Source organism: uncultured Nocardioides sp., assembly GCF_902805925.1.
GTDB lineage: Bacteria > Actinomycetota > Actinomycetes > Propionibacteriales > Nocardioidaceae > Nocardioides.
In genome coordinates, this window is sequence record NZ_CADCUP010000015.1 from 1 (window position 1) to 12,583 (window position 12,583).

The following is a 12,583-nucleotide window of genomic DNA, read 5'->3' on the forward strand; positions in this document are numbered from 1 at the left end:
ATACGTGACTGACCGAGAGAGAGGCTCGTTCGTGGGTCTGCAACTCCCGCAGCGTCCGGCTGCAGCCCCGAGGCGGGCCGCGTTCGCGACAGTGCTCGGACTAGCCCTGATGACGCTCGCCGGCTGCGGCGACGCGGTCGACGCCGGGCAGTGGAACAACCTCGCGATGCCCGAGCCCGTGACCACCACGGGCACCTACACCCTCCAGCTGTGGCAGTGGGCGTGGGTGGCCGCGATCGCCACCGGCGTCATCGTCTGGGGCCTGATCTTCTACGTCGTGTTGCGCTTCCGCCGCCGTCGTGACGACGAGATCCCCGTGCAGACGCGCTACAACCTTCCGCTCGAGATCTTCTACACCATCGCGCCGATCATGATGGTCGTCGTCTTCTTCTACTGGACCGTCGACGTGCAGAACAAGGTCGTGGCCGTCGACCCGGACCCCGACCTCACCATCGACGTCGTGGGCCAGCAGTGGTCGTGGACCTTCAACTACACCGAGCAGGGGGAGGACGGCCGCACCCCCTTCACCTCCGGCACCGCCTCGGACATCCCGACGCTGTACCTCCCGGTCGACCAGCAGGTGCAGTTCGACCTCCACTCCGCCGACGTCATCCACGACTTCGGTGTCCCGGCGTTCCTCCTGAAGATGGACGTCATCCCCGGCCGCCTGAACCAGTTCCAGGTCACGCCCAACGAGATCGGCACCTACGCCGGCAAGTGCTACGAGCTGTGCGGCACCTACCACTCCCGCATGCTCTTCAACGTCGAGGTCGTCAGCCAGGCCGACTACGACACCTACCTGCAGGGCCTCGTCGCCGACGGCTTCGTCGCCGACGAGCCGGTGCTGGGCGCCGAGCAGACCGGCACCGTGGCAGGTCTCGACGAAGCAGAAGGAGGCAGTGAGTGACCGCGACCCAAGCCCGCGTGGGTGCCGTCGCACCCACACGCAAGCCGCTGGGCCAGCAGGTCGTGCGCCTGCTCACCACGACCGACCACAAGCTGATCGGGAAGCTGTACCTGGGCACGTCGTTCGCGTGGTTCCTGATCGCGGGCCTGATGGCCATGCTGATCCGCTCCGAGCTGGCGTTCCCGGGCAACCAGGTGGTCAACGACGAGCTCTACAACCAGCTGTTCACCATGCACGGCACGATCATGCTGCTGCTCTTCGCGACGCCGTTGTTCTTCGGGTTCGCCAACGTGATCATGCCGTTGCAGATCGGTGCGCCCGACGTGGCGTTCCCGCGGCTGAACATGTTCAGCTACTGGCTGTTCCTCTTCGGCGGCCTGATCGCGGCCTCGGGGTTCCTCACCCCCACCGGCGCCGCCAACTTCGGCTGGACGGCGTACGCCCCGCTCTCCGACGCGGTCCGCTCCCCGGGTGCCGGCGGTGACCTGTGGATCATGGGGCTGTGGCTGGCCGGTCTGGGCACGATCCTGGGCGCGGTCAACTTCATCACCACGATCATCTGCATGCGCGCGCCGGGCATGACGATGTTCCGGATGCCGATCTTCGTGTGGAACACGCTGGTCACCAGCCTGCTGGTGCTCATCGCGTTCCCGATCCTGGCCGGTGCGCTGCTCTCGCTGGAGGCCGACCGGCTCTTCGGGGCCCACGTCTTCGACACCGCGCACGGCGGTCCGATCCTGTGGCAGCACCTGTTCTGGTTCTTCGGCCACCCCGAGGTCTACATCATCGCGCTGCCGTTCTTCGGCATCGTGACCGAGATCCTGCCGGTGTTCAGCCGCAAGCCGATCTTCGGGTACGTCGGCCTGGTCGGCGCCACGGTGGCGATCGCGCTGTACTCGGTGGCGGTCTGGGCCCACCACATGTTCGTCACCGGCGCGATCGACCTGGCGTTCTTCTCCGGCATGACCTTCATCATCGCGGTGCCGACGGGGGTGAAGTTCTTCAACTGGATCGGCACCATGTGGGGCGGCTCCCTGTCCTTTGACACCCCCATGCTCTGGTCCGTGGGCTTCCTGGTCACCTTCCTCTTCGGTGGCCTGACCGGGGTGATCCTGGCCAGCCCGCCGCTGGACTTCCACGTCTCGGACTCCTACTTCGTGGTGGCGCACTTCCACTACGTGGTGTTCGGCACCGTGGTGTTCGCGATGTTCGCCGGGTTCTACTTCTGGTGGCCGAAGATGACCGGCCGGATGCTCGACGAGCGGCTGGGCAAGCTGCACTTCTGGCTGCTCTTCGTCGGCTTCCACACCACGTTCCTGGTGCAGCACTGGCTGGGCGTGGAGGGCATGCCGCGCCGCTACGCCGACTACCTGCCCGAGGACGGCTTCACGCTGCTCAACCAGATCTCCACCGTGGGCTCGTTCCTGCTGGCCGCGTCCACGCTGCCGTTCCTCTACAACGTCTACCAGGCGGCGAAGTCGCCGATGGTCGGCCTCGACGACCCGTGGGGCTGGGGCCGGTCGCTGGAGTGGGCGACCTCGAGCCCGCCGCCGCGGCACAACTTCGTGACGCTGCCCCGCATCCGCTCGGAGTCGCCGGCCTTCGACCTGCACCACCCTGAGGTCGCGGCGATGGAGATGGACGAGAACGACGCCGAGCGCGAGGGCCGCCTGGCCGACGCACCCGACGTCGACGGCCGCCAGGAGATGCTGCGTGACCGCATCAACACCGACACCGACGACGGGGAGGGGCGCGCCTGATGAAGGTGGAAGCCTGGATCTTCATCATCACCGGCATCTTCCTGCTGCTGGTGAGCCCGGCCTACTGGGTCATCACGGGCGACTGGACCGGCACCTCGGCCCTCACCATGGCGACGCTGCTCGCCCTGATGGTGGCCCTCTACCTCGGCTTCCACGCCGCGAAGATGGAGCCGCGTCCCGAGGACCGCAAGGACGCCGAGATCGCCGACGGTGCAGGCGAGCTGGGCTTCTTCCCGCCCTACAGCTGGTGGCCGCTGTGGTGCGGCTCGACGCTCGCCGTCATCGTCTTCGGCACCGCCATGCAGGAGTGGTGGCTGGTCATCCTCGGGTTCACCCTCGGCGCAGTCGCGCTGAGCGGCTGGATCTTCGAGTACTACCGCGGGGAGCACGCGCACTGACCTCCTCACCCCGCGTGGGGTGATCGAGACAGGCCCCGCCGTCGCCGATTCCGGTGATGGCGGGGTCTGCGCGTTACGCTGAGGAGGTCCACGATCACCTTTGGGGGAGTTCCGCATGTCCGCAGTCCGACCGCTCCGTCACCGTGTCCTGGTGGCGGTGCTGGCCCTCACGACGACCGGCCTCGTCGCCTGCGACGCCACCGGGTCGCGCACCGGGTCGAGCACCGGGGAGGCGGGCTCGGAGCCGTCGTCGTCGCCGACGTCGTCCGCTCCGGCGCCCAAGGTCCGGCTGGCGGCGTCCCGGCGGACCGGGCTGGCGATCGACCAGGACCTGGTGTTCCGGGCTGAGCAGGGCACGCTGCGCAAGCTCACGGTCTCCTCGCCCGAGGGCCCGCTGCAGGGTGAGGTGTCCTCCGACGGCGCGTCGTGGACCGCGACCGGCCGCCTCGAGCCCGGCACCACCTACACCGCCACCGGCACCGCCGAGCGCACCGACGGGTCGACGCAGGAGGTGCGCGCCCGCGCGGCGACGACCGACCTCACGCTGGACGAGCAGACCTACCCCTCGGTCGCGCCCCTGCAGGGCGAGACGGTCGGCGTCGGCATGCCCGTCGTCGTCACCTTCGACGTACCCGTCTCCGACAGGGCCGCGTTCGAGAGGCACATGACGGTGACCAGCGCCCCGGCGCAGCCGGGTGCCTGGCACTGGCTCAGCGACAACGAGGCCCACTGGCGCCCCCGCAGCTACTGGAAGGCCGGCACCGACGTCACCGTCGACGTCGACATCAACTCCGTGCCGGCCGGCAACGGCGTCTACGGGCAGGAGAGCCGTCAGGTCGACTTCACGGTGGGCGACGCGGTGATCAGCAAGGTCGACGCCCGGACGCACCGGATGCAGACCTTCATCAACGGTGACCTGGCGAAGACCACGCCGATCACCACCGGGAAGCCCGGCTTCACGACCCGCTCCGGGGTGAAGGTGATCATGGAGAAGTTCCGCAGCCGGCGGATGAACTCCGAGACCGTGGGCATCCCCAACGACAGCGCCGAGGGCTACGACCTCGACGACGTCGAGTACGCCATGCGGGTGACCTACTCGGGTGAGTTCCTGCACGCCGCCCCCTGGTCGGTGGGGTCGCAGGGGAGCGCCAACGTCAGTCACGGCTGCACGGGCATGAGCACCGCCGACGCCAAGTGGATCTACGACCGGACCAAGCGCGGCGACGTCGTCGAGTACACCGGCACCGACCGGCCGATGACCCTCACCAACGGGTACGGCGACTGGAACGCCTCCTTCGCCGACTGGAAGGCCGGCTCGGCCCTCTGACCCGCCGCCACGTGGCCGGGCGGCGCTAGGAGCGTCCTCCTCGGGACAGGAGCCCGGCTCAGCGGAGCAGGTCGAGCAAGTGGCGCGCCTGGGCCTCGGTCGTTCCCGCAGGGTTGCGGTGGAAGCCCCCGTTGCCCGGCAGCAGCATCGCGAGCCAGAAGGCGGCCCAGAGCGGGCGGTAGGCGGCCACCCGCTCCCGCTGCGCCCCCTGGAGCCCGACCGCGCTGACCAGGGCGTCGGCGTCGAGGACACCCGCGAGACGGCCGGCGAGGTGCTCGACATGGTCGGCCAGCTCGTAGGCCGGCTCCGTGAGGCCACCGTCCTCGAAGTCGACCAGCCGGCACGTCTGCCCGTCCCACAGGATGTTCGCCGGGTTGAGGTCGGCGATGCCGAGGGCCGTCAGCCGCGCCTCGGGCAGGCTGTCGGGGGTGGCCAGCCAGGCGCGCGCGGCCTCGACCGCCGAGAGCACGAGCCCCGGGTCCACGCACCGGGCGAGCTCGTGGGTCCCATCGAGCCACCGTGCCAGCATCGGTGCGTGCGACACCGGACCGTACCGGCGCTCGGTCACCCCCGCAGCCCGGACGGCGTCCAGGGGCACCGCGTACAGCCGACGCAGCGTCACGCCCAGCGCCGCGGTCTGCGCGGGGGTCAGCGGCGCGCCGCCGAGGGGCCGGCCCGGCACTCGCTCCATCACGATGACCGGTGCGCCCTCCGACACCTCCCGGCGCCGGGGAGCCGGCGCGACCCCGGGCGCGTGCTCGGCCAGCAGCACGAGGCAGGCCCACTCGCGCTCCGCCTCGCCGCCGTCCCAGTGGACGTAGCGCTTGCGCACCTCGCTCTCGCCGAACGTCAGGTCGTGGGTCTGCGTCTGCACCCACCGACCCTAGGGCCCCCTGGGCCGCGCGACGCGACGAGGCCCGGACCACCACTGGTCCGGGCCCCGGTCTGTCCTGCAGGTCGCGCGTGGCTCAGCGGGAGCGGAGCTCGTGCCCCTCGACGGCGGAGTCGTGCCCGTCGAACTGGTGGCCGTCGGCCGGGTGGTCGAGCCCCGCCTGGAGCTGGTGCTCGTGCTCGGCGTGGTGGTGCGCCTCCGTGAGCTCCTCGGTCGTCGGCTTCTGCACGTTGTCGGCGAACATCGACTTGGACAGCTTCGCGCGCAGCGCGTTGACACGGGTGCCCGGCGCGGCCACGCCGTTCCCGTCGACGTCGGACTCGAGCTCGTAGATCTCGTCCCGGTCACGGGCGGTGATCTCGTAGGCCCGGGCGCCGTCGATCGGGAGGTGACGCTCGGAGTAGCCACCGTCGGCGGACCGCATGATGACGCCGGTCTCGTAGCCGTGCAGCAGCGTCTCGTTGTCGTGGCGCTGGAGCGAGATGCACCAGCGGCGGGTGATCCAGAACGCGATCAGCGGCCCGATGAAGATGGCAGCGCGCAGGAAGTACGTGATCTGGTTGATGCTCAGATCGAAGCGGATGGCGATGATGTCGTTGCCGCCCGCGGCCCAGGCGAGGCCGTAGAAGGTCATCAGCGCGACCATGACCGCGGTGCGCGTCGGGGCGTTGCGCGGGCGCTGGAGCAGGTGGTGCTCGCGCTTGTCGCCGGTCACCCACGACTCGATGAACGGGAGCACCATCAGGATCACCAGCATCAGCGGCGGCACGATCAGGATCGGGACCATGACGTTCCACGAGATCGTGTAGCCGAAGATCACCGACTCGACGCCCGGCATGAGCCGGAGCAGACCGTCGGGCCAGCCCATGTACCAGTCGGGCTGCGAGCCGGCCGTCACCTTGGTCGGGTCGTACGGCCCGAACTTCCACACCGGGTTGATGGTCAGCAGGGCACCCATCAGGGCGATCACGCCGAAGACGATGAAGAAGAATCCGCCGGCCTTGGCGGCGTACACGGGCAGCATCGGGAAGCCCACGACGTTCTGCTCGGTTCGGCCGGGGCCGGGCCACTGGGTGTGCTTGTGGTAGACGAGCAGCAGCATGTGCGCGGCGATCAGGGCCAGCAGGATGCCGGGGATGAGCAGCACGTGGATGGTGTAGAGCCGCGGGATGATCGCCTCACCCGGGAACTCGCCACCGAAGAGGAAGAACGACATGTAGGTGCCGACCACCGGGGTCGCCTTCAAGAAGCCGTCGGCGGCCCGGATGCCGGTGCCGGAGAGCAGGTCGTCGGGGAGCGAGTAGCCCGTGAAGCCCTCCAGGGTGCCCAGGAGGAGCAGCAGGCAGCCGATGACCCAGTTGAGCTCACGCGGCTTGCGGTGGGCGCCGGTGAAGGCGACGCGCAGCAGGTGCACCATCATCGAGGCGACGAACACCGTCGCCGCCCAGTGGTGCATCTGGCGCATGAGCAGTCCGCCGCGGACGTCGAAGGAGATGTTGAGCGTGGAGGCCATCGCCTCGGACATGTGGATGCCGCGCAGCTGGTCGTAGGAGCCGTTGTACTGGATCTCGCCCATGCTCGGCGTGTACCAGAGCGTGAGGAAGACGCCGGTGAGCAGCAGGACCACGAAGCTCCACAGGGCGATCTCGCCGAGCATGAACGACCAGTGGTCGGGGAAGACCTTGCGGAGGTTCTTCTTCATCACCGTGGCCAGGCCCAGGCGCTCGTCGGCCCAGTTGGCGATGCTGCCCGCGGGGCCGCCGTTCTTCGGCGTTGCCGCCTTGTTCGCGTTCGAGGTGGCGACCTTGCTGGTGTCGACGCTCATGACTCCTTCTCTCGCTCCCAGTAGCTGGCCCCGATGGGTTCCGTGAAGTCGCTCTGCGCTATTAGGTACCCATCCTCGTTGACCGCCAACGGCAGCTGCGGGAGGGGCCGGGCGGCCGGACCGAAGACGACCTTGGCGCTGTCGGCCAGGTCGAAGGTGGACTGGTGGCACGGGCACAGGACGTGGTGGGTGGTGCGTTCGTACAGCGAGATGGGACAGCCGACGTGGGTGCAGATCTTGGAGAAGGAGACGATCCCGTCGACGCTCCAGTTGTCACCCTGCGTGGAGACGATGTCGCCGGGCTCCATGCGGACGATGATGATCGCGCCCTTCGCCTTCTCGACGTTCAGCTCGACGCCCTCGATCTCCTCGTAGCCGTTCTCCTCGGTGGGGAACAGCGCCTCGGGGGCGGCGTTGATGAGGTCGCCCACCTCCATGTCGGACGGCTTGACGGGAGTGCCCAACACGTCGCGGACGAGCCGCATGCCGGGTTGCCAGATCGTGCGGGCGAGCCGGTCGCCGGGCAGTGGGCCGAGGTCGCGCAGGACCACGAGGGCCGGGAGACCGAGCAGGCCGACCGCACCGAGCATGGTGTTGCGGATCAGCGGACGGCGGCCGATGCCGGAGTCCTTCGCGCCGAGGTCGAGCGACTGGAGCGTCGCGGCACGATCGGCGTCGGAGGACTTGGCGGGGTGCCGCGGCTCGCTGATCTCGACGTCGCTCATCAGCTTGCGGGCCCACTGGATCACGCCGACGCCGATGAAGAGCAGCGCGCCGGCCAGGGACAGGCCGAGAGCCACCGTGGAGGCACCGAGGTAGCCGACGGTGTCAAAGGAGTCGCCGATCTCGAGGGTGAAGTAGGCGACGACGAAGAGGACCGCGCAGAGCATGGAGAGGACGAACATCGCGGCGATCTGGCGCTCGGCGCGCTTGGCGAGGCGGTCGTCGACGTCGGTGGGACGCCAGGTGTGCTTGTGCAGCCCCGGGTCGGGGATGGGCTCCTGCGTCGCGGGGACCGAGCCGCCGTGGTCGGACACCGCAGGCACGGAGTCGTGGGGGGAACTCATGCTTCCGCCTTCTCCTTGGTGCTGCGCGTGGTGTGTGCGGCGATCCAGACCGCGAAGCCGACGAGACCGCCGATGCCGACGATCCAGCCGGCGAGGCCCTCGGACACCGGGCCGAGCCCACCGAGGCCGAACCCGCCGTACTCGGGCGTCTCGTTCAGGCTACCCAGGTAGGCGATGACGTCGCGCTTCTCCTCCGGCGAGAGGTTGCCGTTGCTGAAGTTCGGCATGTTCTGCGGGCCGGTCAGCATGGCCTCGAAGATGTAGCGCGGCGGGACGTCGCGCAGGGTCGGCGCGTAGCCGCCCCGCGGCATGGCGCCGCCGGAGCCGTTGAAGTTGTGGCAGGCGGTGCAGTTGGTCAGGAAGATCTGCCCGCCGCGGACGATCGCCTCCTCGCGCTCGCCCGCCGAGAGGCCCTCGATGCTGTAGTCCTCGGCGTCGGGGATCGCGGGCCCGGGCGCCAGCGAGGCGACGTACGCCGCGAGGGCGGCGATCTCCTCCTCGTTGTAGACGACCTTCTTCTTCGGCGCCTGGGCGGCCGGCTGGGCCAGGGGCATGCGGCCGGTGCCGACCTGGAAGTCGACGGCGGCAGCGCCGACGCCCACCAGCGACGGGCCGACCTGGTAGCCCTCACGGGCGTCGGAGATGCCCTCGCCGTTCTGGCCGTGGCAGAAGGAGCACCCGACCAGGAACAGCTCGCGTCCCTGGGCGGCCAGCTCCGCCTCGCTCTCCTGCTCCTGCGCCTGGGCGGGGGAGAAGGCGGTGTAGAGGCCACCGGTGAGGAGCAGGCCGAGGAGCAGGAGCACCATGCCGGCGAGGGGACCTCGGCGGTGCCGCGAGACGCGACCTGCGGTTCGGTTCAGGAGACGCACATCTTGTCCTTGTCAGGTCCGGAGCCGGGGCTTACTGGATGAGGTAGATCGTGGCGAACAGCCCGATCCACACCACGTCGACGAAGTGCCAGTAGTAGGACACCACGATGGCGCTGACCGCCTGCTCGTGGGTGAACTTGCGGGCGACGTAGGTGCGGCCGAGGACGAAGAGGAAGGCGAGCAGGCCGCCGGTCACGTGCAGGCCGTGGAACCCGGTGGTGAGGTAGAACATCGTCCCGTAGGCCGAGTCGGGGATCGTCATGCCCTCGTGCATCAGCTCGGCGTACTCGAGCGCCTGGCCGCCGATGAACACCGCGCCCATGATGTAGGTGAGGATGAACCACTCGCGCAGGCCCCACGCGCCGAAGTTGAACAGGGAGCCCCGGCGACCGGCCTGGCCGCGCTCGGCGGCGAAGACGCCGAGCTGGCAGGTCAGCGAGGACAGCACGAGGATGATCGTGTTGGCCGTGGCGAACGGGACGTTGAGCTTCTCGGTCTCCTGGGCCCACAGCTCGGGGCTCACGGCGCGGATGGTGAAGTACGAGGCGAAGAGGGCCGCGAAGAACATCAGCTCGCTGGACAGCCAGATGATCGTGCCCACGCTGACCATGCTCGGTCGGTCGTGCTGCCCGTGCAGTCGGGATGCCGGAATCGTCGTCGCGGTGGCCACGTGCTCATTATGTCGGTAGGAACCTACGAGGGCACGCCGGGTCCCTCTGGTGGGGGGTCATATTGTTCACAGTGTGTCCGCCGCCGCCGAGAACCTCCCCGAGCTGACCCTCGGGAGGGTGTTCACAGACTGGGGGATCGACCCCGTTCCCTTCGTCATCACGGTGTGGGTCGCCGGGCTCTACCTGCTCGGCGTCCGCGCGATGAGGCGTCGCGGCGACCGGTGGCCGGTGGGCCGGACCGTCGCGTTCGTGGCCGTCGGCATGGGGGCGTTCCTCTTCGCCACCGCCTCCGGGCTGGCGCGCTACGACACCACGCTGCTGTCGGCCCACATGGTCCAGCACATGATCCTCTCGATGGTCGTCCCGCTGGCCTTGGCGCTGGGTGCCCCGGTCACCCTGGCGCTGCGCACGCTGCCCCGGCGCCCGCGGCGCTGGCTGCTGGCGGTGCTGCACTCGCGCTTCGCCACGGTGCTCTCCTTCGCCCCGCTCGCGTTCACGCTGTACGTCGTCTCGCCGTGGGCCCTCTACTTCTCCCCGTGGTACGAGGCGAGCCTGCGGTCGGCGTACGTCCACGAGGTGATGCACGTGCACCTGGTGCTCGTCGGGTCGCTGTTCTTCTGGCCCCTGATGGGCCTGGACCCGGTGCCCGGGCGGGTGAGCTGGCCGTTCCGCCTGCTCCTGGTGATGCTGACCCTGCCCTTCCACGCCTTCCTCGGCGTGACGATCATGGGGCAGTCGACCCTGATCGCGGGGGACTGGTACCGCGGGCTGCGCGAGGGGCCGATGGCCTCGTGGCTGCCCGACGCCATGGCCGACCAGCACCTGGCCGGCGGCATCCTGTGGGCGGCCGGAGACCTGATCGGGGTGCTCTTCTTCGGCGTGCTCTTCACCCAGTGGGTGCGCTCCTCGATGGCCGAGGCGAGGCGTGAGGACCGGCGCCTGGACCTGCTCGACGCGCGAGCGGGCGCCGACAGCGCCCGGTCGCGGGACGGGTAGCATCGGCGCCGTGACCGACACCGCCGCCGCCACCCGGACCGCGCCCCTGAGGGTGCTGGTCTACTCCGACGACATCGACACCCGGCAGCAGGTCATCCTCGCGCTGGGCCGTCGTCCGCACCCCGACCTGCCCGAGCTGCAGTACGTCGAGGTCGCCACCGAGCCGGTCGTCATCGCGAACATGGACGCCGGCGGCATCGCCCTGGTGATCCTCGACGGCGAGGCCGTGCCCGCCGGTGGCCTGGGGATCGCCAAGCAGCTCAAGGACGAGATCTACCAGTGCCCGCCGGTGGTGGTGCTCACCGGTCGACCCCAGGACGCCTGGCTGGCCACCTGGTCCCGCGCCGAGGCCGCGGTCTCCCACCCCATCGACCCGGTGGCGCTGGCCGAGGCAGTCGTCTCGCTGCTGAGGTCGCGGGTGCCGGCCACCGGCTGACGTGGCCACGACCACCACCTGGGCCGGGATCCTCTCCGCCCTCGTCGAGGGCACCGACCTCTCCTCCGAGCAGACGGCCTGGGCGATGGGCCGGGTGCTGGCCGGCGAGGCGACACCGGCGCAGATCGCCGGCTTCGCGGTGGCCCTGCGCGCCAAGGGCGAGACGGTCGAGGAGGTCGCCGGACTCTCTGACGCCATGCTGGCCGCGGGCAACCCCATCTCGGTGCCCGGCCGCGTCCTCGACGTCGTCGGCACGGGCATGGACCGCTCGATGTCGGTGAACATCTCCACCATGTCGGCCATCGTCGCGGCCGGTGCCGGAGCACGCGTCGTCAAGCACGGCTCCCGGTCGGCGTCCTCGCTCACCGGCTCCGCCGACGTGCTCGAGGCGCTCGGCATCCGGCTCGACCTGCCCACGTCGCGGGTGGCCGAGGTCGCGCAGGAGGCGGGCATCACCTTCTGCTTCGCCGCGGCGTTCCACCCCGCGATGCGCCACGCGGCCGCCCCGCGGCGCGAGCTCGGCATCGGCACGACCTTCAACTTCCTCGGACCGCTGTCCAACCCCGTGCGGCCGGCGGCCCAGGCCATCGGCTGCGCCGACCTGCGGATGGCGCCGATCATGGCCGAGGTGTTCGCGCGGCGCGGCGTCGACGCCTGGGTGTTCCGCGGCGACGACGGCCTCGACGAGCTCACGGTCACGACCACCTCCAGCGTGTGGTCGGTCCACGACGGCGCGGTCGCCCGGTCGGTGGTCGACCCCGCGCGGCACGGCATCGTCCTGAGCCCGATCGAGTCGCTGCGCGGTGGTGACGTGGCGACCAACGCCCACGTCGTACGCCGCCTGCTGGCCGGGGAGGAGTGGCCGGTCCGCGACGCGGTGCTCCTCAACGCCGGGGCGGCACTGGCCGTGCACGCCGCCGAGGACGGCTCGATCGAGGACCGCCTGCAGGCGGGGATCGACCGGGCTGCCGCCGCGATCGACTCCGGCGAGGCGGCCGCGGTGCTGGAGCGCTGGGTCGCCGCGTCAGGCCGTTGACAGGTCCAGGACGAACGACTCGCCGTCGCGGCGGAAGCCCAGCCGGTCGTAGTAGGCGCCCACCATGCCCGGAGGCGTGACGATGCGGCGGAACCCCTCGTCGGTGAGGAGCCCGCTCTTGCGCCACACGAACTCACCGGGGGAGAAGTCGCGGTAGCGCGGCGTCACGTAGTCGAGCTGGACGCGCGCGATGTCGCCGTCGGAGCGGAGCAGGACGACGCCGACGGTCTCGTCGCCGCGCTGCACCAGGTAGGCGCGGTTGCCCTCCAGCCCGGGGTCCCAGATGAAGTCGGGCTGGAAGGCCAGGATGTCGGCGCCGTGCACGCGCAGGGTGTGGCGGAGGTACTCGTCGTCGGGGCGCACCTGCAGCACCTCGAACGCCGCCTCGTCGTGCCGCTC

At 70.0% G+C, this 12,583-nt stretch carries 12 protein-coding genes and 1 pseudogene; 7 read left to right on the forward strand and 6 right to left on the reverse strand.

Features of this window, described 5'->3' with window-relative positions:
• Window positions 1–109 precede the first annotated feature (109 nt).
• The 4 genes from coxB (at window position 110) to QZX64_RS00865 (ending at window position 4,392) form a co-directional block, all read left to right on the forward strand.
• Window positions 110–907, forward strand: a complete 798-nt coding sequence (gene coxB / locus QZX64_RS00850; RefSeq protein WP_295656181.1) for a cytochrome c oxidase subunit II — start codon at window positions 110–112, stop codon at window positions 905–907.
• Complete coding sequence (ctaD, locus tag QZX64_RS00855) at window positions 904–2,667, forward strand: cytochrome c oxidase subunit I (RefSeq protein WP_295656183.1); 1,764 nt, start codon at window positions 904–906, stop codon at window positions 2,665–2,667. Before coxB ends, ctaD begins: the two co-directional genes overlap by 4 nt.
• Window positions 2,667–3,065, forward strand: a complete 399-nt coding sequence (locus tag QZX64_RS00860) for a cytochrome c oxidase subunit 4 (protein WP_295656184.1) — start codon at window positions 2,667–2,669, stop codon at window positions 3,063–3,065. The genes ctaD and QZX64_RS00860 overlap by 1 nt, the downstream gene beginning before the upstream one ends.
• Before the next feature lie 115 nt (window positions 3,066–3,180).
• Window positions 3,181–4,392 (forward strand): L,D-transpeptidase, encoded by a 1,212-nt coding sequence (locus QZX64_RS00865; protein ID WP_295656186.1) that lies wholly within the window; start codon window positions 3,181–3,183, stop codon window positions 4,390–4,392.
• Window positions 4,393–4,450: 58 nt separating this feature from the next.
• Here the strand turns inward: QZX64_RS00865 and QZX64_RS00870 are convergent, their stop codons facing one another.
• The 5 genes from QZX64_RS00870 to QZX64_RS00890 all read right to left on the reverse strand — a co-directional run bounded on the left by QZX64_RS00870 (window position 4,451) and on the right by QZX64_RS00890 (window position 9,682).
• Window positions 4,451–5,266, reverse strand: a complete 816-nt coding sequence (locus tag QZX64_RS00870; protein ID WP_295656188.1) for a phosphotransferase family protein — start codon at window positions 5,264–5,266, stop codon at window positions 4,451–4,453.
• A 94-nt stretch (window positions 5,267–5,360) separates the two neighbouring features.
• Complete coding sequence (locus tag QZX64_RS00875; RefSeq protein ID WP_295656190.1) at window positions 5,361–7,109, reverse strand: ubiquinol-cytochrome c reductase cytochrome b subunit; 1,749 nt, start codon at window positions 7,107–7,109, stop codon at window positions 5,361–5,363.
• Window positions 7,106–8,176, reverse strand: coding sequence for a ubiquinol-cytochrome c reductase iron-sulfur subunit (locus QZX64_RS00880; RefSeq protein ID WP_295656192.1), 1,071 nt, complete (start codon window positions 8,174–8,176; stop codon window positions 7,106–7,108). Before QZX64_RS00880 ends, QZX64_RS00875 begins: the two co-directional genes overlap by 4 nt.
• Window positions 8,173–8,982 (reverse strand): c-type cytochrome, encoded by an 810-nt coding sequence (locus QZX64_RS00885; RefSeq protein ID WP_295656193.1) that lies wholly within the window; start codon window positions 8,980–8,982, stop codon window positions 8,173–8,175. The genes QZX64_RS00880 and QZX64_RS00885 overlap by 4 nt, the downstream gene beginning before the upstream one ends.
• A gap of 94 nt (window positions 8,983–9,076) precedes the next feature.
• Entirely contained in the window at window positions 9,077–9,682 is a 606-nt protein-coding gene (locus QZX64_RS00890) for a heme-copper oxidase subunit III (RefSeq protein ID WP_295656200.1), read from the reverse strand.
• A 106-nt stretch (window positions 9,683–9,788) separates the two neighbouring features.
• On the opposite strand from QZX64_RS00890, the gene QZX64_RS00895 reads away from it, so the two are divergent.
• From QZX64_RS00895 to trpD, 3 genes are read left to right on the forward strand one after another with little or no spacing between them, the layout of a single operon-like run.
• Complete coding sequence (locus QZX64_RS00895) at window positions 9,789–10,712, forward strand: cytochrome c oxidase assembly protein (protein WP_295656195.1); 924 nt, start codon at window positions 9,789–9,791, stop codon at window positions 10,710–10,712.
• A gap of 10 nt (window positions 10,713–10,722) precedes the next feature.
• Window positions 10,723–11,148, forward strand: a complete 426-nt coding sequence (locus QZX64_RS00900; protein ID WP_295656197.1) for a hypothetical protein — start codon at window positions 10,723–10,725, stop codon at window positions 11,146–11,148.
• A 1-nt stretch (window position 11,149) separates the two neighbouring features.
• The gene (gene trpD / locus QZX64_RS00905) at window positions 11,150–12,184 is read left to right on the forward strand and encodes an anthranilate phosphoribosyltransferase (RefSeq protein ID WP_295656199.1); all 1,035 of its coding nucleotides are present in this window, start codon (window positions 11,150–11,152) and stop codon (window positions 12,182–12,184) included.
• Here the strand turns inward: trpD and QZX64_RS00910 are convergent.
• A pseudogene (locus tag QZX64_RS00910) lies at window positions 12,173–12,583 on the reverse strand (hypothetical protein); the annotation flags it as partial. The gene trpD and the pseudogene QZX64_RS00910 sit on opposite strands and share 12 nt — an antisense overlap.